Here is a 22,540-nt window from a genome sequence, read left to right as displayed (position 1 = left end):
TAGTCAACGCCACTCATGACCCCGAAAATCACACAAATGTGGTTTTCAGCTTCCCCGGGCGTTTCACCTGACCGGCTCTCAGGCAACTCTCAACCTCGCCGTTGCTGACCACCCTCCGCCCTTCTTACTGTCCACCGGAAGGGGGACGTGCCGGGGTCACCCGACCCGGGGAAGCGGCACGTCCCTCATTCAGTTCAACGAGGAGAGACGTGAGAAACGCAGTCAAGGGCATCCGGGGGGCTGCCGCCGCCATGGGGCTGGCGATCCTGGTCCAGGGACTCGGCACTCTCGCCGCGGGTCCACTCGCGGACGCGGGCACCTCGCCGGTGACCGCCACGGCGCGCGTGCATGTGCGCTCCGGCCCCTCCACCTCCTCCTCGAGCCTCGCGGTCCTCTCCGTCGGCGATTCGCTCCCGTCGAAGGGCAGCTCAAACGGCTGGACGAAGGTCACCTACAAGGGCAAGACCGCCTACGTATACAGCCAGTACCTGAAGGGCTCCTCCTCGAACTCCGGTTCCGTGTCGGACTCGGCGGCGAAGGGCACCCGCTACGCCACGGCGAACCTGAACCTCCGCACCGGTGCCGTCTCCGCGACTCCGTGTCGAGGGTCGCGCGAAGGGCACGAAACTCACACTGACCGGCAAGGTCAGCGGCAACTACGCGCAGGTGACCTACAACGGCAAGACGCTCTGGGCGTCGCTCAGCTACCTGTCCGAGAGCACGCCGAGCACCGGCTCCTCCCTTCCGAAGGTGACGGGGCAGAAGCGCGGCACGACGGCGCTGATGATCCGCACGACCTCGACGAGCGGGTTCGCGAGCCTCGGCGATGCACCCAAGGGCACCATCTTTGACGTCACAGGCAAGACCTCCCGCGGGATGGCGCAGATCGTCTGGATGGGCGCGGTCCGCTGGGTGAATGCCGCATACCTGGTCAACGTGGGCAGCAAGACCGACGCCCCCTCGGCGCCGTCGACGCCCAAGACGTCGACCCAGTACGCGACGACGGTCCTCAACATCTGGAAGTCCAGCACAGGCACCTCCCACAGCGGTGAGTTGCCCCGAGGCGCCGTGGTCAAGGTGACCGGAACCGTGAAGGACGGCCGCGCGCAGATCGTGCACAACGGTGCGACAAGGTGGGTGACGGCCCGGTACCTCTCCGCAAGCAAGCCTTCTTCCGGGAGCGCTTCGAGCGGCAGCGGCGATAGCCTGAACCGCGGCTGGTCGAGCGGCCTCGACAAGGCCAACGCGAACGTCCAGGCAATCGCCCGCGACGTCTGGGACCGCTTCCCGCAGATCAAGACGCAGTACGGCTGGCGCCGCGACGTCACCCCTGATCATCCCGCCGGACGCGCCGTCGATGTGATGATCCCGGGCTACAAGTCGAACCAGGACCTGGGCTGGGAGATCGCCAAGTACTACCGCGTCAACGCCAAGAAGTTCAACATCAACTACATCATCTTCGGGCAGAAGATCTGGTCGGTGCAGCGCAACGGCGAGGGCTGGCGCTCGATGTCGGACCGCGGCGGCGACACCGCCAACCACTACGACCACGTCCACATCAACACCTACGGGTAGGCCCAGACACCCGAAACTTCGAGCGTGATCCGCTGCTCATTGCGCGAGACTCAACGTTGTCAGCAGACGATGCCGACGACGACGTTGCCCGGCGAATCCTGCTAGCATTCCTTCCGGCGCCCAGCCCCTGGCTTGGAGCAAGACGGCACCAGCCCCTATGCTGGTGCGCGCTGGTCCCCATCGTCTAGCGGCCTAGGACTCCGCCCTTTCACGGCGGCAGCACGGGTTCGAATCCCGTTGGGGATGCGACGTCTCCCCCTCCAGGGAGCAGGCAAACCGGTGGCGACAAGGGCTTATGACGGATGTGACAAGCTCAGCGGAGTCACGCTATAGTTACCGGGCTGGCTTGGCCAGCAGGTCAAGAAATTGGCCCCGTAGCGCAGTTGGTTAGCGCGCCGCCCTGTCACGGCGGAGGTCGCGGGTTCGAGTCCCGTCGGGGTCGCTCGGTCAGACAGATATGTCAGACCACGGCCAGGTAGCTCAGTTGGTACGAGCGCTCGCCTGAAAAGTGAGAGGTCGCCGGTTCGACCCCGGCCCTGGCCACCCCGCCTTCGTTGTTCACACCACCGCCGTCGGCGGACCCGGCGCGGATTCCACAGTAATCTCCTGTTTCCGCGAGCCGCAACACGTATCATCTCATCGAACCACCGCTCCACGGCATCGTCGACCACAGGGGCGCAATCCGACCCGACATGGACCGGCGGGTCCCGACGAATGGAGAGCACACGACCTCACCGAGTCACGGGATGACCGCCGCGCCGCGCATCGTCGTCCTCGGCGCCACTGGCTACACAGGTGACCTCACCGCCCGCAGCCTCGTTCGCCAAGGGGCCCGCCCAGTGCTCGTTGGCCGCAACCCAGCTCGGCTTGCGGCACTCGCAGCTGATCTCGGAGGTCTCGACACAGCGACCGTCGACATCGAAAAGCCCACCACGCTTCGAGCCGTGCTGCACGAAGGCGACATACTCATCAGCGCCGTGGGACCGTTCCTCAAATACGGTCGCACCGCCGTCGAAGCAGCAGCTGAGATCGGCGTGCACTACTTCGACTCCGCGGGCGAGGGCCCGTTCATTCGCGAGGTCTTCGAGCGTTGGGGCCCGGTGGCGGAGCGCAACGGAGCCGGTCTGGTCCCCGCGTTCGGCTACGACTACGGTCCCGGTGCTTACGCCGCCGCCGCGGCGCTCGACGAAGCGGGCGATGAGGCGACAGCCGTCGACATCGCCTACTTCGCGCCCGGCTTCGTTCCCAGCGGAGGCAGCCAGGCCACCGCGGTCAGGGTCGTGGTCGAAGAGGGCTACGCGTTTCGTGAAGGTCGCATCCAGGCCGAGCGACCGGGCCGCTGGACGAGACGCTTCACCGTCGACGGCCGGCCCCTGCTGGGCGCGTCGGTTCCCGCTGCCGAACAGTTTGGGCTCCCCCAGACCTATCCCGGCCTACGAGATGTCACAGTGTTCCTCGGACTCCCGCGAGGCGCGGCCCGCTCCCTCGCCATCAGCTCGCGACTGCTCGGCCCCGTTCTGCACATGGGCGCGCTCAAGCGAGGGCTGACAGCCATCGCCGACCGGATGATGACGGGATCGACCGGCGGACCCGATGCGCACAGCCGGGCCCAGGCCAGGTCGGCGGTGGTTGCCGTCGCACGATCACCCCATCGCGAACTGGCACGGGTCACCCTGGCCGGGCCTGATCCGTACGAGGTCACCGCCGACCTCCTCGCTTGGGGAGCTAGGACCGCCGTCCAAGACGGCCTCCACGGCGTCGGCGCGCTCGGTCCGGTGAAGGCCTTCGGCGTCGACGGACTCGAACGGGCCTGTACGACGGCGAGCCTCATACGCGGACAGTGCCCTCGAAGTTCCGGCACGAGACCCGCTCATCGGTAGCCTGAAAGCCTTGCGGGCGGACCCACCGCTCGTGAGACCCCTGGGTGACGCCGACGATGAGCGGTCGACGTGGCCTCCGGGTTTTTCAGAAGCACCTACGGAGGCCCGGACAGTGATTCCCTCAGAGTCCCACGACATGGTGCGCATCTCCGCGGGCGCATTCCTGATGGGGTCCGCCGACTTCTACGCCGACGAAGGCCCGGTGCACGCGCGCCGGGTCGATGCCTTTCTGCTCGACCGTGCCCCCGTGACGAACGCACAGTTCGCGAGGTTCGTCGCGGACACCGGCCACGTCACGGTCGCTGAACGCTCCCCCGACCCCGCCGACTTCCCCGGCGCCGACGCCGCCGACCTCGTTCCGGGATCCATGGTCTTCACCCCAACCGACGGCCCTGTCGACCTGCGCGACTGGCGCCACTGGTGGCGGTGGCAGCCCGGGGCGTCGTGGCGAGCGCCGTTCGGCCCGGGCTCCTCCGCCGACGACAGGCACCCCGTCGTGCACGTCGCCTACGCCGACGCCCGCGCCTACGCCGACTGGGCCGGTCTCCGTCTGCCCACGGAGGCCGAGCACGAGTACGCGGCCCGTGGCGGCCGCGACGGGCTGCGATTCGCCTGGGGCGACGAGCCCTACCCCGACGGCGTCGCGCAGGCCAACACCTGGCTGGGGCGGTTCCCGTACCAGAACCTGGGCGTCGGCGGGACGTCGCCCGTCGGCACCTACCCCGCCAACGGCTACGGCCTCTTCGACCTCATCGGCAACGTGTGGGAGTGGACGACCGACGTCTACACGCCGCGGCACCGCCCACCGGACGAGGTCGTCGTCGACCCCGAAGGACGGCCGAATCTGCTCGCTCCCCCGCCCGCCACGACACCCCGCCGCGTCCTGAAGGGCGGATCGTTCCTCTGCTCGCCGGACTACTGTCTGAGGTTCCGGCCGGCCGCGAGGTCGGCACAGACCGAGGATTCGGGCATGTCACATGTGGGCTTCCGCTGCGCGCGCGACGCCTACTCGGCGTAGCAGCGCAGGAAGCGCGCGTACTCCTTGAACACCTCGGCCCGGACCGACGGCGCGGACAGCACCAGATCGTGCAGCGCGTCGGCGAACCGGGCGATCACGATCAACCGGCCCATGCCGTCGGCGCGCGAGACGATCCGCTCGACGTCGAGGACGGTGTCGGCCTTCGTGAGCGCCTCGTCCCACTTGCGGCGGAAGTCGCTGCGCTCCGAGACACCGACGAAAACGGGGCAGTCGATGTCGAGCCCCGAGGCGACGACGGCGTGGCCCGCGAGGATCGCGGCGAGCCAGCCGAAGCGCAGCAGAAACGCGGGGTCCCCCTTGAGGTTGTGGTTGTAGACCCACTCCCCGTCCTGGTCCGCGGCGATGGACCGACGATAGTGGCCGATCTCGGAGGCCGGGAGGGACGACGTCGGCGCCACGGCCCGCATGGCCGTGAACACCGGCTGCGTCGCGGGGCGCAGCACCGAGTTCCCCTGCAACTCGAGCCACGGCGAGTTCAGGATCACGGCGGCAAAGGTCCCTGGGCGCTCGTTGGCGTACAGGGAGCCGACCAGTCCGCCCGTCGAGTGGCCCATGAACACGATGCGGTCGTGACCCTCGGCGCGGAGCTGCTCGACGGCCAGGTCCAGTTCGACGAAGTAGTGCGTCAGGTCCGCGACGTAGCCGGCGAGCTGCTTAGGCCGCAGCGAGCGGCCGTAGCGGCGAAGGTCGAGCGCGTAGAAGTCGTAGCCGAGGCCATCGATCTCGTCAGCCAGGTGCGTCTGGAAGAAGTAGTCATTCCAGCCATGGAGGTAGAGCAACGCGGAGGGATATCGAGGGGCGTCGTGGCGCACGAGTGTCGCCACCAGCGAGTTCTCAGGCTCCAGGGCGTACGTCGGCTCCTCGGGCAGCGGGAAGACCAGCTGCTCGTAACCGTCAAGCTCCGTATCGGGCGACCACTCACCCATGACTACCGGGACGCACCACCAGGGCTATGACGAGGCGCGCTCGTCGTCTTCGTCCTCGTAGTCCGCGTACTGCTCAGCGAGGTCGGCGTAAGGGTCAGGGATGTCCTCAACCTCGACGTACTCCCCGTAGGAGTCGCTGCGGAGCTCACGCTCCAGAGATGCGAAATCGGTGTCCACCGCGCGATACTTCAAATCGCGGGCCACCCTCGTCTGCTTCGCCTTTGCACGGCCGCGCCCCATATCGGGTCGACCCCCTTGCCTTGTGTCCCTCGCGGCCTTGCCGCGGAATCTTCAACCAACTCGTGGGGTACAGGCTACCCAATCCACGGAATTACGCCAAAGCCCTGGTCACCTCCTGGTCACGCGGCGCGCGACAGCCCGAGCTGCGCGGTGGGGACGTCCTTCGTCTCCCTCGCAGTGAGCGCGCTGACGGTCGCGACAAGGCAGATCGTGGCGGTGAACGCCGAGATGACGACCCATCCGCCCTCTCGCACTCCGCCCAGCCACGCAACGATCGACGGCGCGAAGCCGGCCATCAGGAAGCCCAGCTGCGTGCCGATCGCCATGCCGGAGAACCGGACCTTCGTGCTGAACATCTCGCCGTAGAACGACGGCCACACCGCGTTTGCTGCGGCGTATCCGCACGAGAACGTCACGACCGCCAACGCGAACGTCTGGATCACGTTGCCCGAGCTCATCGACAGCAGGTAGAACGGCATGAACACCGCCGACGACACGGCCCCGTAGATGAACACCGGCTTGCGTCCGATCCTGTCCGCCAGGATCCCGAACAAGGGCTGCGTGACGAGCGCGCCGATGTTGGCCGCGACCACGAGCCACAGCGTGAGCGACTCGCGCAGCCCGACCTCCTTGCCGTAGGCCAGCGCGAGGTTCCCGAACACCGTCGAAACGGCGGCGATGAACGCGCAGCAGATGACGCGCAGGACGTCGCGCCAGTGGTTGGTCATCAACGCGACGAACGGCAGCTTGGCGATTTCGCCGTCCTTCTTCGCGTCCTCAAACGCCGGGGTCTCGTGCAGGCTGCGGCGGATGTAGAACGCCACGAGCACGACGACCGCGCTCAGCCAGAACGGAAGGCGCCAGCCCCAGGTGTACTTGATCTCGTCGGGCAGCGCGACGACGGGGATGAAGATCAGCGCGGCGAGGATCTGGCCGCCCTGCGTGCCGGTGAGGGTCCAGGATGTGAAGAAGGAGCGGCGATGGTCCGGCGCGTGCTCGAGGCTGAGCGACGATGCCCCGGCCTGCTCACCCGCCGCCGAAAGGCCCTGCATCAGGCGGCACAGCACCAGCAGGACAGGCGCCCACCAGCCGATGGCGTCGAACGTCGGCAAACAGCCGATGATGAACGTGGAGAGGCCCATCAGCACGAGGGTGAACATCAGCACCTTCTGCCTGCCGATCCGGTCACCGAAGTGGCCGAGCACGACCGCGCCGATGGGCCGCGCGATGTAGGCGAAGCCGAACGTCATGAACGACATCACCAACGCGGCCTGGTCGTTGCTGCCGAAGAAGATCCTCGGGAAGATCAGCGCGGCGGCGGATCCGAAGATGAAGAAGTCGTAGTACTCGACGGCGGAGCCCATGAAGCTGGCCACCGCCGCGCGGACGGGGGTGCGGCGCGGCTGCGCGGTCGTCGTCGACATCGGTGCTCCTTGGGTTGTCAGTTCTGCTCGGCGGCGAGCAGGTGGAGGAAGTGCTTCCGCATACGTTCGGGATCTGGCTGCAGGCCGGTGATCAGTTCCATGGCCTCGACGGCCTGGAAGACGGCCATGCGTCCGCCGTCGAGGGTGGCGCAGCCGAGGCCACGCGCGACGGTGAGGAGGCGGGTGCGCAACGGCCGGTAGACGATGTCGGAGACCCACATGTCGGGCCGCAGGAGGGCCTCGTCGAGCGGCATCCCCGGATGGTGGTGCATGCCGATGGGAGTGCAGTTGACAAGGCCCGATGCGGCGGCAATGGCGTCGGACAGCTCTGTGGGGACACCGGAGCACACCTCCGCGTGCCGGTGGGTGCCGAGACTGGCCGCAAGGGCAGCGGCACGGGCGCCGTCGACGTCGATGACGGTGAGCCGCTTCGCTCCCAGCCGCAGCAGCGCGTCGGCCACGCCGCTACCCCCGCCGCCCGCGCCGAGGAGGACGACGTCACCGAGGTCGGCGCCGGGCAGCCCGGCCCGAAAGGCGCGCTCGTAGCCGCTGGTGTCGGTGTTGTAGCCGACCGCGCCGGCGTCGGTGAAGATGACCGTGTTGACCGACCCGAGCCGCAGCGCCGTCGGATCGACATGGTCGAGGAGGTCCACCACCGCGCGCTTGCACGGGAAGGTGATGTTGAGCGCGTCGTAGCCGAGCCTGCGGGTCCAGTCGAGAATCTCGGGCAACTGTCGGGGCAGGAGGCCCAGCGCGTCGAGGTCGATGGGGCGGTAGACGTAGCTCACTCCCAGCGCCGCGGCCTCCGCCATGTGCATCGGCGGCGTGAACGACGGCAGCACCCCGGAGCCGACGAGGCCGACGAGGTAAGGCCGCCTCGGCGCGGCGCTGGGGGACGTCACGACGGCGAGGATAGTTGACCGCCGCATGGTGTTCGCGAGCGAGCCCACTGGATGGATGCCGCTCTGGGTAAGCTGTAGCCCGCCGCCACCGGGTCTATCACTAGGAGTTGTTGCCGCCATGGGCACGATCATCTACACCCTCACCGACGAGGCTCCCCTCCTTGCCACCTACTCGTTCCTGCCGGTCTTGGGCGCCTTCGCGGGCCAGGCCGGGGTCGATGTCGAGACGCGCGACATCTCACTGGCCGGCCGCATCCTCGCCCAGTTCGCCGACGTCCTGCCCGAGGACCAGCAGGTAGCCGACGCGCTGACCGAGCTCGGCGAGCTGGCGAAGACGCCCGAGGCGAACATCATCAAGCTGCCGAACATCTCCGCGTCCGTACCGCAGTTGAAGGCCGCCGTCGCCGAGCTGCAGGCGCAGGGATTCGCGATTCCCGACTACCCCGAGGACCCGCAGACCGACGAGGAGCGTGACGTCCGCGCCCGCTACTCCCGCGTGATGGGCTCCGCGGTGAACCCAGTGCTGCGCGAGGGCAACTCGGACCGCCGCGCGCCGGAGTCGGTGAAGAACTACGCGAAGAAGAACCCGCACCGCATGGGTGCGTGGTCGAGCGACTCGAAGACCGCCGTCGCCACCATGGACGCCGACGACTTCCGTCACAACGAGCAGTCGGTCGTCATGCCCGCCGACGACGTGCTGACCATCCGCCTGATCCACGAGGGCGGCCCGACCGTCCTCAAGGACGGCCTGAAGGTGCAGGCCGGCGAGGTCGTCGACGGCACCGTGATGCGCGCTGCCGCGCTCGACGCGTTCCTCGCCGCGCAGGTTGCCCGCGCCAAGGCCGAGGGTGTCCTCTTCTCCGTCCACCTCAAGGCCACCATGATGAAGGTGTCGGACCCCGTGCTGTTCGGACACGTCATCAAGGCCTTCTTCCCGGAGGTGTTCGCTGCGTACGGCGACGACCTGGCCGCGGCGGGCCTCTCCGCCAACGACGGCCTGGGCGCGATCCTCGCGGGCCTCGACGCCCTCGACAACGGCGCGGAGATCCGCGCGGCGTTCGAGAAGGGCATCGCCGATGGCCCTGCGCTCGCGATGGTCAACTCGGACAAGGGCATCACCAACCTGCACGTCCCGTCTGACGTCATCGTCGACGCCTCGATGCCCGCCATGATCCGCCAGTCGGGCCACATGTGGGGCCCGGACGGCGCCGAGGCCGACACGCTCGCCGTCATCCCCGACTCCTCCTACGCCGGCGTGTACCAGGCCGTGATCGAGGACTGCATCGCCAACGGCGCATTCGACCCGCGCACCATGGGCACGGTCCCCAATGTCGGCCTGATGGCCCAGAAGGCCGAGGAGTACGGCTCGCACGACAAGACCTTCGTCATCCCGGCCGACGGCGTGGTCCAGGTCGTCAACGCCGCCGGCCACATCCTGATGAGCCACGACGTCGCCGCCGGCGACATCTGGCGCGCCTGCCAGGCGAAGGACGCCCCCATCCGTGACTGGGTGAAGCTGGCCGTCAGCCGCGCCCGCATCACCGGCTGGCCGGCCGTCTTCTGGCTCGACCCGGAGCGCGCGCACGACCGCAGCATCACCGAGCTGGTGCAGCAGTACCTGCGCGAGCATGACACCGTCGGCCTGGACATCCGCATCATGAGCCCGGTGGAGGCCACGAAGTTCTCTGTCGAGCGGATCCGCCGCGGTGAGAACACCATCTCGGTGACGGGCAACGTGCTGCGCGACTACCTGACCGACCTGTTCCCGATCCTCGAGCTGGGCACCTCGGCCAAGATGCTGTCGGTGGTTCCACTGATGGCGGGCGGCGGCCTGTTCGAGACCGGCGCTGGCGGCTCGGCCCCGAAGCACGTGCAGCAGCTCGTCGAGGAGAACTACCTGCGCTGGGACTCCCTGGGTGAGTTCCTGGCGCTCGCCGCGTCGTTCGAGCACCTGGCGCAGACCGAGGACAACGCCCGCGCGGCCATCCTCGCCTCGACGCTCGACCGCGCCACCGGCACCTTCCTCGACAACGACAAGTCCCCCACCCGTCGCCTCGGCGGCATCGACAACCGCGGCTCGCACTACTACCTGGCCACGTACTGGGCCCAGGAGCTGGCGGCGCAGACCGAGGACGCCGAGCTGGCAGCAGCGTTCGCCCCCGTCGCGAAGGCCCTGACCGAGGGCGAGGACGCGATCGTCGCCGAGCTGCTCGCCGTGCAGGGTCACCCGACGGATCTCGGCGGCTACTACCGCCCCGACGAGGCCAAGACGAGCGCGGTCATGCGCCCGTCGGCCACGATGAACGCCATCATCGACGCCCTCTGATGAGTTTTGACGCACAACTGGGCTCTCAGTGCTCGATAGGGCACAGGGAGCCCAGTTGTGCGTCATTCCTCCATGGTCAGTCGTGAACCCATGAGCACACGACCTGTCCGCATGGGCGCGCGGGTCTACGGAATCGCCTGTGTGATGGCTCTCGCCGGCTGCGCCGCATCCCCTCAGCCTTCCACCCCGCCGCCGGGTGGGACCAGCACGCCGACACACAGCGTCAGCCCGGCGGTCAGCGTCGACCCTCCCGCCGCGGCTTTGCTGACCGAGATCGTGCTGAGCCCACCGATCTCCGCGTTCGGACCGGAGTGGAGCGAGGTGTTCGCCGTCGGCTACGGCGACGCGCCGGAGCTGCTCGGTACCTCACTCGGCGGTGACGGCAAGGGCATCCACTGGGGGCCGAGCTACGGCACCCAGCTCCCGGACGGGACGTGGTGGTTCGTCGATACCGGGAAGCTCCGGCTCGCGCACTACTCGGAGACCGGCGCCTACCTCGGCGACCTACGCCTGCGCGAGGAGTACCTCGCCCAAGGCCAGTACCTGCAGTGGGCGCGGCCGCTCGCCCTGCGCGACGGCACCGTCGTCCTGCAGAGCACAACCCCCGACAACCCGGAGATGCTGCTGCTCGCACCCGATGGCACGCTGTCCCGCACTCCGCTGGACGAGTGGCTGTCGGTGCACACCACAGACGGCACCTACCTTTACGGCTTCAGCGACGGCGGGCTCATGGTCCGCATCGATCCCCGAACGGGAACGTCGATCCCCGTGCTCGTGCTCTCCGCCATCACCGAGGAAGACCTACGGATCTCGCTGGAACCCGGCCTCCTGTCGGTCACCCTCGGCACCCATGCTGTGCAGCTGCCGGTGTCGGCCGCCGGCGCCGACGGGGCCGAGGTTCACCTGGGCATCGAGGCCGCCGTCGGCACGGACGGCGTCGCGAACATCCTGCTCAGTGGGCTCATCGAGAAGACACCCGGGGAGGTCGAGGACGTGTTGGGCCTGCTTCGCCTCCGCCACGACGGCCGCGCCACGATCGACGACCTCCCTGCGCTCACCAGCTCGGCCGATCCCGCCGACGGCCTGCGCCTCGGCGTCCGCTGGGGCGATCACCGGCCTTGGCTGATGCTGATCGGGGAGGACGCCGTACGCGTCTTCCGCAGGACCGTGGAGTTTTGACGCACAGTGCGCCTTCCTATGCTCGCCAGAGCACAGGAAGCCCAGTTGTCCGCCATTCCTCCATGGCGACTGTCATGATGTCGGCATGACACTCACCAACTGGGCGGGCACCGTCGCCTTCACCCCGTCTGATGTCCTCGTCCCGCGCACGATCGAGGAGGCGCAGGCAATGGTGGCCGCGGCGTCACGGATCCGCGCGCTAGGGACCGGGCACTCGTTCAACCCGCTAGCCGACTCGGCCGCGCTGATCTCGATGCGTGCGATCGAGCTTCCGTTCGACCTGGACGAGACCGCGCGCACGGTGACGGTGCCGGGGTCGGCCCCCTACGGCGCCGTCGCGAGGTTCCTCCAGGAGCGTGGGTGGGCGCTGCACAATCTGGGCTCGCTGCCGCACATCTCGGTGGCCGGGGCCAACTCGACCGGCACCCACGGGTCTGGCGACGGCAACGGCGTCCTGGCGACGGCCGTGCGCGGGGTCGAGCGGATCGGGGCCGACGGCAGCCTCTCTTGGGTGCGCGCCGGCGACCCCGACTTCGAGGGCAGCGTCGTGTCGCTCGGCGCGCTCGGCGTCGTCACCAGGTTGACGTTCGCGATCGAACCCACCTACGACATCACCCAACACATCTACACCGGCCTCGCCTGGGACCGGTTCCTCGACGATTTCGACGGCATCATGAGCGCCGCCTACAGCGTCAGCGTGCTGGGCCGCTGGGTCGAGCCGACGCTGTCGACGCTGTGGTTGAAGTGCCGCGACGACGACGCCGAGCCATCCTCCAGCCGGTTCGGCGCCGCGCTGCAGGGCCCGCGTGTGGGCGCCATCGCCGACGGCGGTTCGCCCGACGACAATCTCACCCCGGTCGGCAGCCGCGGTTCGTGGGCGACGCGCCTGGCGCACTTCCGCTTCGACCGCGCCCCGAGCGCGGGCGGCGACGAGATCCAGTCCGAGTACTTCGTCCCCCGCGACCGGGGATCCGACGCGCTGCGGGCCGTCCGCGCGCTTGCCGATCGCATCGACCCGGTGCTGCACGTCAGCGAGTTCCGCACCCTCGCCGGAGATGACCTGTGGCTCAGCGGCGGCGAGGGCGGCCCGCGACTCGGCATCCACTTCACGTGGCAGAAGCGCCCAGCGGAGGTCGCGCGCGTGCTGCCCGAGATCGAGGCAGCGCTCGCTCCCTTCCAGCCGCGCGCCCACTGGGGAAAGCTCTACGGCGAGGGCTTCGACCAGGCCACGGCCTATCGCCGGGTGCCGGAATTCACCGCGCTCATGGCACGCGTCGACCCGTCGGGCACATTCCGTAGCCCGCACCTCGACCAAGCCCTCGGGCTCGGATAGCTCTCTGGGCGGAACATATCATGGATACTAACTACAAGTCCGTTAGTATCCAAGCATGAAGTCACGCGTGGCGCTAAAGACGCTTGCCGAGGTGACTGAGTCCCAGTGGGGACTGGTCACCTCGGCGCAAGCCCGCGCACGTGGCGTTACACATATGAACCTGACCCGGCTGACCGAGTCTGGCGACCTCGTGCGCGTCACGCACGGCGTCTATCGAGACGCAGGGGCGCCAAGCACCGAGCACGAAGAACTCCGTGCAGCATGGCTCGCAGCCGAGCCCGCCAAGCCTGCCTACGAGCGACTTAGCGAGCGCCCCATGAGCGCGGTCATCTCAGGCGAGTCCGCAGCGCGTCTACATGGCATCGGCGACTTCCGTGCGACACGAAGCGAGTTCACCACACCGACGCGCAGGCAAACGCAGCGCCCCGACGTCCATTACCGAACCCGCGTGCTTCCCGAGCAGGACGTCACAATTCGCGACGGACTACCCGTGACCACACGCGAGCGCACCATTGCCGACCTGGTCGAAGACCGTCAAGACCTGAGCCTTATCGGCGACGCGCTGCGCGACGCAGCCGGCCAGTCACGCCTTGACTCGGATCGTCTCGCCGAACTTCTCAGCCCGCTTGCCGAACGCAACGGCCACAAGAAGGGCGACGGTGGCGCGCTTCTGAATGAGCTGCTGCGGGTCGCCGGCATAGACTTTGACCACCTAGCCACGCGCCTCACCACCACCATCTCCCCTGACGCGTTCGTCAAGCTGGCTGAAGCCATGTCCGAGGCCCTGCTCAAGCGGCTGCCCGTAATCGATCCCAGCATCTACCTCAAGTTCGCCGAAGTAATGTCTGAGGCTCTACGCAAGATACCTACACCGGATCTCAGCGCAGTCGCTACTACTCTTCCCGCCGACGGCGCAGTGAACGCAGCCCAACTCATCAAGCAACTGACAGCGGCGAACTGGACGGAGCTCACAGCGGCCGCGAAGTCCAACCGGCACGAGGACGAGCAATGACCGATCATCAGCGTTACTCAAGCCCGGCCGCAGTAGAGGCAGCGATCAAATCGACCGCCCGGGCCGCGTTCACGGCCGATCCCTCGCTGAGTATCCAGGAACGGATCCGGCTGGAGTACTTCCACCGCTTCCTGAGCCGCGTGTTCTCCGAAGGAACCGACTCCGCCTGGGTGCTCAAGGGAGGAACGGGCATGCTGGCCCGCGTGGCATCTGCCCGTTCGACGACCGACGTCGATCTGTTTAGCCGTAGTCGCAGCCATTCTCTCGACTCGGCGCTTGATAACCTTCGGCGCCTCGCCACGATCGATCTCAGCGACTTTTCCGATTCGACTATGTCGGTCACACCGACGCAATCGGCGGAGACCAGCAGACCTACACTGAGGGCTACCGAGCGACCTTCGAGGTCTACATCGGTGCGAAGCGGAAGGATCACCTTCACGTCGACCTTGTGGTGAACGTCGTCATGACCGACGATGCGGAGGTCGCGACCCCGGCGAACGCACTCCCCCTACCGAAGCTCGCGAGCAACCCCTACCTTCTCTATCCCGTCGTAGATCAGATCGCCGACAAAGTGTGCGCAACGCTCGCGCTCTACAGCGGGCGCCCATCGAGTAGGGAAAAGGACCTGGTCGATCTCGTCGTACTGGCCGTCACCCAGGATGTCGGCGCCGCGAAGCTTCGACGAGCACTTGACGCCGAGTCGGGGGTTCGACTCCCCACACTCCCCAGCTCGTTTGGGGTGCCTACCACATGGGGTCCGCGGTACGGCCGGCTCGCAGCCGCCGTACCAGCGTGCGACGGCTTCCGAACCGTCGCCGGTGCAACGGACCTGATGAGACGCTTCATCGACCCGGTACTCGACGGCAGCGCGGCGGACAAGAGGTGGAGTCACATCCACCTCGGTTGGAGCTAGCCATCGGGAACTCACAAGGCCGAGGAGATAGCGACGGCGTGGGCCGCCAGCGCGTCGCCGCCCAGGTCGGGGCTGAAGCCCAACCGTGCGATGACGAGGCCTTGCGAGGGGATCACGAACAGGCGCTGGCCGTCGTGGCCGGACGCCCAGTAGGTGTCCGCCGGCAGGCCGGGGAAGGCCAGGCTGCCGTCGACGTTGCGGTTCAGCCACCACCCGGAGCCGTAGTTCTCGTCCTCGCGCGTCCCGGCGGTGGTGTTCGTCGTGGCCTCCGCCATCCAGCCCTCGGGGAGCAAGCGCCGACCGTCGACGACGCCGTCGTCGAGCGCGAACTGGCCGATTGCGGCCCAGTCGCGCGGGGTCGCCCACAGGTACGAGGAGCACACCGGGACGCCCGAGGCATCCGGCTCCCACACGGCCGAGGAGATCCCGAGCGGCGCCAGAAGCTGGGTGCGAGGCAGGTTGGCGCTGTCGCGGGCCTTGAGGAGCAGAGCCTCACATGCGATGTTCGTCGACCCGCTCGAGTACTGCTGGAACGTCCCCGGCGCGTGGTCGAGCGGCTGCGCCGCCGCGGAGGCCGCCATGTCGCCGTCGAGGTAGAGCATCTTGGTGATGGCGGTGCCGAGGTCGTAGGTCTCATCCCACCTCAACCCGGACTGCATGCGGAGGAGGTCGTCGACGGAGATGTCGCGGCGCTCGTCCCTGGCCCAGTCCTCGCGGAGGTCGTTGTCGGTGAGCTGGATGGCCCGCTGGTCCGCCATCCGGCCGACGAGCAGGTTGGTCACGGACTTGGCCATGGACCAGCCGAGCTGCGGCGTGTCCTTGGTGAACCCGTCGGCGTAGCGCTCCGCGATCAGTGCGCCCTCCTTGACCACGACGACGGCGCGGGTGCCGAGGCCGTCGGCGAAGGCGGCATCCAGCGCCGCCGCCAGCTCCGGCGGGACCGAAGCGGGGTCGGTGGCCTCGGCGATGGGGTTCGATGACGTGATGGGCGCCGCTGATGCGGGGAGGCTGGGACGCTCGGCCGCGATCGTGCAGCCGAAGCCCTCGGTGTACCAAGCGGTCTGCTTCGCGAGGATCCCCAGGACGGTGGTGCTGATGGAACCGTCGTCGTTCACCGCTGTGCGCAGGTAGGGCACCAGGGGATTCGGCGGGAGGTCGGCCTCGGGGTCCTCGCGCCCCGCGACGTTCAGCACCGCACAGGCGTTGTGCGCCGCGTACCCGGTTCCGGTCAGGAGCAGCGGCCGGACATACCAATAGACCGCTACCCCGGCGACCACCAGCAGTAGCGCGACGGCGAGCAGAATCCTGCCCCAGAGACGACGTCGTCGAGCCATGCCCGCAACGATAGCCCCGCGCGCCAGCCCACGGGTTTGTCCACAAGAGAGACACCAGCGTCGGGGTTATCCCCAGCTTTCTGAGGGCCGCTTGAGCGCGGACGGTCGCTTTGCTTGGCTGGGCGCGACGACGTGGGGCGCGTCGTCGGAGCCAGGGAGGCGGACATGGGACGACGAGCGGTCGCGCTGGCAGGAACTCTTCTCCTGATGCTGGGCGTGGTGGTCGCCGGACCGGCAGCCGCGGACGACGGCACGGAACAGACGCTGCTGATGGTGCTCGACGCATCGGGCTCGATGAAGCAGAAGCTGTCCGACGGCAAGACCCGGATCTCCGCGGCAAGGGCGTCGCTGCACAGGGCGATCGACCAGCTGCCGGAGTCGACGCGGGTGGGGATGCGGGTCTACGGCGCGTCTGTACCCGACGAGAAGGGCAAGAAGGCCCAATGCGCGGACTCCGACCTCGTGGTGCCGATCGACACAGGAAACCGCGCGGCGCTGCGCACTGCCGTAAAGCGGTACGCGCCGCTGGGCGAGACGCCTATGGCCTACTCGCTGAGGCAGGCGGTGAAAGACCTCCCCGAGAAGGGAAACCGCACCATCCTCCTGGTGTCCGACGGCGAGGAGACCTGCGCGCCGGACCCCTGCCCAGCCGCTGAGGAACTGGCCGGAGTCGACCTGCGCATCGACGTCATCGGCGTGGACGTCAACGCGAAGGCACGGGCGCAGCTGAAGTGCATCGCGGACAAGGGCAACGGCCGCTACGTCGACGCCCGCACGAGCAAGGACCTCGACTTCGCGCTGAGTCGGCTCGCCGAGCGCGCGTTCCGCTCCTTTGGGCTCAGCGGCACGCCAGTGGCGGGTGCGGCTGACGGCGCCGCGGCGCCGGAGATCGGCGAGGGCACCTGGGTCGACACCGCGCCCGCGACCGGGAGCGCAGGCAAGAGCTACCTGATCCGACGGACGATCCCCGGGTCCGACCTCTGGGTCGGCCTGGCGTTCACGAACCCCGCCGACGTGAGGGGAACGCAGATCGTCGGCCTCGACGTCGAGGTCGCCGCCGTCGACGCGCGCCTCACCCGCTGCGACGGGGCGACCGCGTCGGCAGTCGGAGGCAACGGGATCGGCTCGGCGCAGGGCCTTTTCAGCGCGCTCGTTACTTCGTTCGACAGCGGCGCCGAGGCATGCGACACCGCGGAGGAGGTGGTCGTCACCGTCTCGCCGAACATGGGCGCCGACCTCGACGGCCACCCCATCCAGCTGAGGGTCCACGAGGAGCCGCCGGTCGCGGACGAGAGCAGCTTGCCCGCACCGACGGAACCGGTCTGGGAGAAGACGAAGCCCCGCACGGCCTCGGCGGCTCCCCCGCCGGGCAGCACCTTCGACGACGCGCCAACCCTCGCCCCGGGCACCTTCGGCATCGACGTCGTGCCGGGTGAGGTCGCCGTCTACCAGGTGCCTATTGGGTGGGGCCAGCGCCTCCAGGTGCAGCTCGACTCGCCGGGCTTCGAGGGCGACGACCGGCGCCGGATCGGAACCCGAACCGCAGACCTGGGATTGATCGGCCCCTACGGCGGTGACGCCCGCGCACCCGGGGTCGGCCCGGCCGCGAGCAACCGGCTGGTGGTCCGCGATAAGGGCAACGTCGGCGTCTCGACCCGCGCGATCGCCTACCGGAACCGCTCCGAGCCCAGGACCGACCTCAACCAGCACGTGAACGCGTTGCCGGGCAGCGTCCGCGTCGTGGTCAACGTCGTCCGGGAGCCCAGGGATTATGAGTCCATCTCCTGGGCCGTACCCCTCACCATAACGGTGAAGGTCGTCGGCGACGAGGCTGCCCAGCCGACCTACGTGCTGCCAGCCCTCAGCCCGCCACCCTCCACCGACACGCCGACCCCAGCTCCCACCACTAGCGCCGTCACGACGCCGGAGCCGACACCACCGTCGCTTCCCGCGCCCCCATCCTCCGGCGTCCCCTGGCTCGCCCTCAGCGTCGGAGGCGGTGGACTCCTCGTCGCGGCCTCAGCCCTGGTTTGGGCGCGGCCACAACCGGCGCGTTCGGTGACCCCGAAATGACCTCGATTCCAGAACGGACATGCGTTGTGCATGCGAGTAGCATGAAGTGCATGTCTACTGTTCAGGTGAGGGACGTCCCCAGCGATGTGCATCGCACGCTCAAAGCGCGCGCTGCCGAGTCCGGACGCAGCCTTTCGGAGTATGTGCTGGACATCCTCACGCGAGAGACGCGGCAGCCCACGATCGACGAGCTCCTTGAGCGGGTACGGCTGCGGGGACAGGTCGACCTCGGCGACAGAGTCACCGAAATCCTCCGTGCTGAGCGCGAATCGATGCGATGAGCGTCGTCCTCGACGCATCGATCGTCACGGAGCTGCTCGTACTGAGCCCCCTCGGCGAGCGGGCCGCGCCGCTGGTGCGCGCGACAGGCGGAGACGTGCACGTGCCGCACCTGCTGGACATGGAGGTCATGTCCGTGCTGCGTGGACTCGTCCTCGGCGGCATCCTCACTGAGACGCGCGCCTCCTACGCCCTCACGGACCTACGGGATTTCCCCGCCCGCCGGTGGCCCGCCACGGTGTTCTTCGAGCGGATCTGGGAACTGCGCGGCGACGTGACAGCCTACGACGCAAACCACGTCGCACTCGCCGAAGCCCTTGACGCGCAGCTGATCACCTCCGACGCCAGGTTGGCCCGGGCGCTCGACGGCATCGCGCGGTGTGGCGTTACCCTCGTCGCGTGACCCCGCCCGGCGCTCCGCGCGGGGCCCGGCTCAGGGAACGATGGTGGCGCGACTCAAGGAACGAGGCGGGCGGCGCCGGGGCCGTCGGAGGCGATGATCTCGCCGAGGGTCCAGCTCCAAACGCCGCGGGCCTGCAGCGCCGCCAACGCCGCGGCAACCTGGTCCTGAGGAAGGATCGCAACCATGCCGACGCCCATGTTGAGCGTGGCGTCGACATCTGCCTGGGACAGCCCACCCACCTGCTGGACCAACTGGAAGATCGCGGGAGGAGTCCAGGACGAACGCTGCAGAACGGCAGTCATGCCGTCGGGGATGACGCGGGCCAGGTTGTTGGCAAGGCCGCCGCCGGTGATGTGGCTCATGGCGTGGACGTCGGCCTTGGCGATCAGGTCCAGGACGTCGAGAGCGTAGACCTTCGTCGGCTCGAGCAACTCCTCGCCGAGCGTGCGGCCCAGCTCGTCGACGTGCCGGTCGAGCGCCCAACCCGCCTGGTTCAGCAGCACGTGGCGCACCAGCGAGTAGCCGTTCGAGTGCAGGCCCGACGACTTCATCGCGATCACCGCGTCGCCGACCTCGACGCGGTGCGCGCCGAGGATCTTTTCGCGCTCGACGACGCCCGTCGTCGCCCCCGCGATGTCGTACTCGTGCGGCTCCAACAGCCCGGGATGCTCCGCGGTCTCACCGCCGACGAGCGAGCAGCCCGCCGCGACGCACGCGTCCGCGATGCCGGAGACGATCGCCGCGATCCGCTCCGGCACGACCCGCCCAGTGGCGATGTAGTCGGTCACGAACAGCGGCTCGGCGCCGCAGACGACGAGGTCGTCGACGAGCATGCCGATCAGGTCGAAGCCGATGGTGTCGTGCTTGTCGAGGGCCTGCGCGATGGCGACCTTCGTGCCCACGCCGTCGGTCGACGTCGCCAGCACCGGATGCGCGTAGCCCTTCAGCGCGGAGGCGTCGAAGAACCCCGCGAAGCCACCGAGGCCGCCCAGCACCTCTGGCCGACGGGTCCGGGCCACGGACGCCTTCATCAGCTCGACGGCGCGATCTCCGGCCTCGATGTCGACGCCGGCGGCGGCGTAGGCGCTCTGGTTCACAGTTCCTCCAGGTTCAGCAGCTTGGCCTGCTCGGGCGGGATGGCGACGGGGTAGCGGCCGTCGAAGCAGGCGCGGCACAGCTCGTCGGCCGGCACCTCCGTGGCCTCGGTGAGACCGTCGAGCGAGATGTAGCCGAGCGAGTCGGCGCCCAGCGAGCGACAGATCTCGTCGACCGTCAGCCCGGGCGCGATCAGCTCGGCGCGCGTGGCGAAGTCGATGCCGTAGAAGCACGGCCACTGGACCGGCGGTGAGGAGATGCGCACGTGCACCTCCTTGGCGCCTGCTTCGCGCAGCATCCGCACCAGCGCTCGCTGCGTGTTGCCGCGGACGATGGAGTCGTCGACGACGACGAGCCGCTTGCCCTCGATGACCTCGCGGAGCGGGTTCAGCTTCAGCCGGATGCCCAGCTGGCGGATGGTCTGCGTGGGCTGGATGAACGTGCGGCCTACGTACGAGTTCTTGACGAGGCCCTGGCCGTAGGGGATGCCGGAGCCCTGCGCGTAACCGATGGCCGACGGCGTGCCGGACTCGGGCACAGGGATCACGAGGTCCGCGTCGACAGGGTATTCCTCGGCGAGCTTCCTGCCGATCCGCACGCGCACCGAGTGCACGCCGTGGCCGGCGATCGTGGTGTCCGGCCTTGCCAGATAGACGTACTCGAAGATGCAGCCCTTGGGCTTGGCCTCGGCGAAGCGCTGCGTGCGGAGCCCCGCCTCGTCGACGGCGATGAACTCACCCGGCTCGACCTCGCGCACGAAAGAGGCCCCGACGATGTCCAGCGCGGCGGTCTCGGAGGCGATGACCCAGCCGTTCGCCAGCCGGCCCAGCACCAGGGGACGGATGCCCTGCGGGTCGCGCGCCGCGTACAGCGTCTTCTCGGTCATGAAGGTGAGGCAGAACGCACCGCGCAGCCGCGGCAGTACCTGCATTGCGACCTCCTCGAGGGGAAGGTCGCCGAAGCTCGACATCAGCGCCGTCACCAGCGACGTGTCGTTGGTGGAGTCCATGGTGCGCTTCTCCGGCACCCGCTCCGACGGCGCGAGCTCGGCCAGCCAGGCCTCGAGTTCGCGCGTGTTGGTCAGATTGCCGTTGTGCGCGAGCGCGAGGCCGCCGTGGTGCGTGGCGCGGAACGTGGGCTGCGCGTTGTTCCACACGCTGGCGCCGGTGGTCGAGTAGCGGGTGTGACCGATGGCCAGCCGGCCCGGGAGGGACTTGAGCGTTGCCTCGTCGAACACCTGGCTGACAAGGCCCATGTCCTTGTAGACCATGATCCGGTGAAGGTTGCTGACGGCGATGCCCGCGGACTCCTGGCCGCGGTGCTGCAACGCGAAGAGTCCATAGAACGTCAGCTGTGCGACGTCCTCCTCGGGCGCCCACACCCCGAAGACGCCGCATTCTTCCTTCGGACCCTCAAAGCTTTGGAGCACCCGGCCAGCCTAATGCACGAAACGGCGGGCCTCCGCCCCGGAAGCCCGGGATGGAGGCCCGCCGTCGGGGTAGGCAACGAGGTGGCTAGACCTGGTACAGCCGCAGCAGGCGCGCGACCTCGTCGGCAAGGGCCTTGGCCGCAGGCCCGGTCCACTTGCGGGTGTCGACAACTGGCGACGCCGAGCACGGTGCCGACGATGAGCGGCTCGCCGATGAGGCCCACCAGAAGCTGCCGGTGGCGACCTGGACGATGGCCCCGGTGAAGGCCATGTGCCAGATATTCCAGATGTCGACGTTGACGACGCGGGTGGCGCGCACCAGCAGCATGATGATGTTGACGGCGGTCACTCGCCGAATCGTGCAGCGAGGATCTGGGCAAGGGTCTCGGGATCGGCCGCTTCTCGGGCGGCCTCGACGAACGAGGAGTCCTGCAGGGCCGTGATCATGGCTGACAGCTGCGGGACGTGGCTCTGGCTGTCGGCGATGGGCGAGGTGAGGGTGGCGACGGCGAGTGTGTTGCCGGTGACGAAGTCCGCCGAGGAGGGCAAGCACTTCGTCCCGGTCGGCCGCCGTGATCTGGGGGAACATCAGCCGAGCTGTTATAACCATGCAGTTACTCCTTCGTGGTCGTGAGGGTGATGTCCGCGCCGTCGATGGCGACGGACAGCTCAGGGGAGGGTGTGCCGTCGGTGATGACGACGTCGATGGACTCGAGCTCGCTGATCCTGTTGACGGCGATGGTGTCGAGCTTGTCGGCGTCGGCCACGAGGACGACGGTGGTGCAGTGATCCATGGCCTTGCTCGAGGTGGCGCCCTCGAGCGCACGCTCAGCCAGCGGGCCGAACAGTGAGCACTCGTTGCGGCGCATGATGCCGCCGAGCACGACGGTGTCGACCTCGGTGCTCTCGGGGAGGATGTTCGCGATGGGCAGCGTCGGGGTGATGACGGTGGCCCGCTTCTGCTGCCGGACGATCTCGGCGGCGATGGCGTAGCTGGTGGTGTAGTCGAGGTAAACGGTGGCACCGTCGGCGATGAGTTCCACCGCCGCGCGGGCGATGACGGCCTTCGCCTCGTTGTTCACTGCCCGACGCCGCTCGTACGCGCTCTCGTGCTCGACGCGGCGGGCCCCAACCTCTTCTCTGCATATTTCTTGGAATTCTTGTGTGGTTCGCAACCT

Annotated in this window: 22 protein-coding genes, 3 tRNA genes and 1 pseudogene; 16 read left to right on the top strand and 10 right to left on the bottom strand. The window is 68.4% G+C overall.

The window, feature by feature from the left end; all coding sequences use genetic code 11:
* Positions 1-251: 251 nt before the first annotated feature.
* The 7 genes and pseudogenes from IPJ61_RS22355 to IPJ61_RS17665 all read left to right on the top strand — a co-directional run.
* Positions 252-482 (top strand): annotated as a pseudogene (locus tag IPJ61_RS22355) (SH3 domain-containing protein); the annotation flags it as partial.
* A gap of 97 nt (positions 483-579) precedes the next feature.
* Complete coding sequence (locus tag IPJ61_RS17690) at positions 580-1,575, top strand: SH3 domain-containing protein (RefSeq protein ID WP_297110740.1); 996 nt, start codon at positions 580-582, stop codon at positions 1,573-1,575.
* Between the two features lie 173 nt (positions 1,576-1,748).
* Positions 1,749-1,821: transfer RNA gene (locus IPJ61_RS17685), tRNA-Glu, on the top strand.
* A 122-nt stretch (positions 1,822-1,943) separates the two neighbouring features.
* A tRNA-Asp gene (locus tag IPJ61_RS17680) sits at positions 1,944-2,017 on the top strand.
* A gap of 27 nt (positions 2,018-2,044) precedes the next feature.
* Positions 2,045-2,118: transfer RNA gene (locus IPJ61_RS17675), tRNA-Phe, on the top strand.
* Positions 2,119-2,321: 203 nt separating this feature from the next.
* Positions 2,322-3,455 (top strand): saccharopine dehydrogenase family protein, encoded by a 1,134-nt coding sequence (locus IPJ61_RS17670; protein ID WP_297110737.1) that lies wholly within the window; start codon positions 2,322-2,324, stop codon positions 3,453-3,455.
* Between the two features lie 136 nt (positions 3,456-3,591).
* A complete protein-coding gene (locus IPJ61_RS17665) occupies positions 3,592-4,473 on the top strand; it encodes a formylglycine-generating enzyme family protein (protein WP_297110734.1) in 882 nt (293 codons plus the stop codon).
* Here the strand turns inward: IPJ61_RS17665 and IPJ61_RS17660 are convergent.
* The 4 genes from IPJ61_RS17660 to IPJ61_RS17645 form a co-directional block, all read right to left on the bottom strand.
* Positions 4,461-5,420: an alpha/beta hydrolase gene (locus tag IPJ61_RS17660; protein ID WP_297110731.1), complete on the bottom strand. Its 960-nt coding sequence runs from the start codon at positions 5,418-5,420 to the stop codon at positions 4,461-4,463. The genes IPJ61_RS17665 and IPJ61_RS17660 overlap by 13 nt on opposite strands.
* A gap of 24 nt (positions 5,421-5,444) precedes the next feature.
* Positions 5,445-5,660 carry a DUF3073 domain-containing protein gene (locus IPJ61_RS17655; protein ID WP_297110728.1) on the bottom strand — a complete coding sequence of 72 codons (216 nt, stop codon included), beginning with the start codon at positions 5,658-5,660 and terminating at the stop codon, positions 5,445-5,447.
* Between the two features lie 119 nt (positions 5,661-5,779).
* Entirely contained in the window at positions 5,780-7,084 is a 1,305-nt protein-coding gene (locus tag IPJ61_RS17650) for an MFS transporter (RefSeq protein ID WP_297110725.1), read from the bottom strand.
* 17 nt (positions 7,085-7,101) lie between these two features.
* The gene (locus IPJ61_RS17645; RefSeq protein WP_297110722.1) at positions 7,102-7,986 is read right to left on the bottom strand and encodes a shikimate dehydrogenase; all 885 of its coding nucleotides are present in this window, start codon (positions 7,984-7,986) and stop codon (positions 7,102-7,104) included.
* A 118-nt stretch (positions 7,987-8,104) separates the two neighbouring features.
* On the opposite strand from IPJ61_RS17645, the gene IPJ61_RS17640 reads away from it, so the two are divergent.
* The 6 genes from IPJ61_RS17640 to IPJ61_RS17615 all read left to right on the top strand — a co-directional run bounded on the left by IPJ61_RS17640 (position 8,105) and on the right by IPJ61_RS17615 (position 14,749).
* Entirely contained in the window at positions 8,105-10,312 is a 2,208-nt protein-coding gene (locus IPJ61_RS17640; protein ID WP_297110719.1) for an NADP-dependent isocitrate dehydrogenase, read from the top strand.
* 90 nt (positions 10,313-10,402) lie between these two features.
* Entirely contained in the window at positions 10,403-11,491 is a 1,089-nt protein-coding gene (locus IPJ61_RS17635) for a DUF7485 domain-containing protein (RefSeq protein WP_297110715.1), read from the top strand.
* An 85-nt stretch (positions 11,492-11,576) separates the two neighbouring features.
* Positions 11,577-12,824: an FAD-binding protein gene (locus tag IPJ61_RS17630; protein WP_297110712.1), complete on the top strand. Its 1,248-nt coding sequence runs from the start codon at positions 11,577-11,579 to the stop codon at positions 12,822-12,824.
* 55 nt (positions 12,825-12,879) lie between these two features.
* Positions 12,880-13,836, top strand: coding sequence for a type IV toxin-antitoxin system AbiEi family antitoxin domain-containing protein (locus tag IPJ61_RS17625; protein WP_297110709.1), 957 nt, complete (start codon positions 12,880-12,882; stop codon positions 13,834-13,836).
* Positions 13,833-14,291, top strand: a complete 459-nt coding sequence (locus tag IPJ61_RS17620; RefSeq protein ID WP_297110706.1) for a nucleotidyl transferase AbiEii/AbiGii toxin family protein — start codon at positions 13,833-13,835, stop codon at positions 14,289-14,291. The genes IPJ61_RS17625 and IPJ61_RS17620 overlap by 4 nt, the downstream gene beginning before the upstream one ends.
* Positions 14,189-14,749 carry a nucleotidyl transferase AbiEii/AbiGii toxin family protein gene (locus tag IPJ61_RS17615; RefSeq protein ID WP_366505877.1) on the top strand — a complete coding sequence of 187 codons (561 nt, stop codon included), beginning with the start codon at positions 14,189-14,191 and terminating at the stop codon, positions 14,747-14,749. The genes IPJ61_RS17620 and IPJ61_RS17615 overlap by 103 nt, the downstream gene beginning before the upstream one ends.
* A gap of 11 nt (positions 14,750-14,760) precedes the next feature.
* On the opposite strand, the gene IPJ61_RS17610 is transcribed toward IPJ61_RS17615, so the two are convergent.
* Positions 14,761-16,083 carry a serine hydrolase domain-containing protein gene (locus IPJ61_RS17610; RefSeq protein ID WP_297110704.1) on the bottom strand — a complete coding sequence of 441 codons (1,323 nt, stop codon included), beginning with the start codon at positions 16,081-16,083 and terminating at the stop codon, positions 14,761-14,763.
* A 165-nt stretch (positions 16,084-16,248) separates the two neighbouring features.
* On the opposite strand from IPJ61_RS17610, the gene IPJ61_RS17605 reads away from it, so the two are divergent.
* Genes IPJ61_RS17605 through IPJ61_RS17595 form a run of 3 tightly spaced genes read left to right on the top strand, consistent with a single transcriptional unit; the run spans position 16,249 to position 18,838 of the window.
* The gene (locus IPJ61_RS17605) at positions 16,249-18,156 is read left to right on the top strand and encodes a vWA domain-containing protein (protein WP_297110701.1); all 1,908 of its coding nucleotides are present in this window, start codon (positions 16,249-16,251) and stop codon (positions 18,154-18,156) included.
* 50 nt (positions 18,157-18,206) lie between these two features.
* Positions 18,207-18,437 carry a FitA-like ribbon-helix-helix domain-containing protein gene (locus IPJ61_RS17600; RefSeq protein WP_297110698.1) on the top strand — a complete coding sequence of 77 codons (231 nt, stop codon included), beginning with the start codon at positions 18,207-18,209 and terminating at the stop codon, positions 18,435-18,437.
* Complete coding sequence (locus IPJ61_RS17595) at positions 18,434-18,838, top strand: type II toxin-antitoxin system VapC family toxin (RefSeq protein WP_297110695.1); 405 nt, start codon at positions 18,434-18,436, stop codon at positions 18,836-18,838. The genes IPJ61_RS17600 and IPJ61_RS17595 overlap by 4 nt, the downstream gene beginning before the upstream one ends.
* A gap of 53 nt (positions 18,839-18,891) precedes the next feature.
* Here the strand turns inward: IPJ61_RS17595 and purM are convergent, their stop codons facing one another.
* The 5 genes from purM to IPJ61_RS17570 all read right to left on the bottom strand — a co-directional run bounded on the left by purM (position 18,892) and on the right by IPJ61_RS17570 (position 22,444).
* Complete coding sequence (gene purM / locus IPJ61_RS17590) at positions 18,892-19,935, bottom strand: phosphoribosylformylglycinamidine cyclo-ligase (RefSeq protein ID WP_297110692.1); 1,044 nt, start codon at positions 19,933-19,935, stop codon at positions 18,892-18,894.
* A complete protein-coding gene (gene purF / locus IPJ61_RS17585; RefSeq protein ID WP_297110689.1) occupies positions 19,932-21,362 on the bottom strand; it encodes an amidophosphoribosyltransferase in 1,431 nt (476 codons plus the stop codon). The genes purM and purF overlap by 4 nt, the downstream gene beginning before the upstream one ends.
* An 85-nt stretch (positions 21,363-21,447) precedes the next feature.
* Positions 21,448-21,711, bottom strand: coding sequence for a PTS transporter subunit IIC (locus tag IPJ61_RS17580; RefSeq protein WP_297110686.1), 264 nt, complete (start codon positions 21,709-21,711; stop codon positions 21,448-21,450).
* Positions 21,708-21,911 carry a hypothetical protein gene (locus IPJ61_RS17575; protein ID WP_297110683.1) on the bottom strand — a complete coding sequence of 68 codons (204 nt, stop codon included), beginning with the start codon at positions 21,909-21,911 and terminating at the stop codon, positions 21,708-21,710. The genes IPJ61_RS17580 and IPJ61_RS17575 overlap by 4 nt, the downstream gene beginning before the upstream one ends.
* 65 nt (positions 21,912-21,976) lie before the next feature.
* A complete protein-coding gene (locus tag IPJ61_RS17570) occupies positions 21,977-22,444 on the bottom strand; it encodes a DeoR/GlpR family DNA-binding transcription regulator (RefSeq protein ID WP_297110680.1) in 468 nt (155 codons plus the stop codon).
* Positions 22,445-22,540 lie beyond the last annotated feature (96 nt).

Origin of the sequence: Tessaracoccus sp. (assembly GCF_016714275.1) — a bacterium.
In the GTDB taxonomy this organism is placed as follows: Bacteria; Actinomycetota; Actinomycetes; order Propionibacteriales; family Propionibacteriaceae; genus Arachnia.
Note: the sequence above shows the minus strand (reverse complement) of the source record. Positions and strands in the feature narration are given on the sequence as shown.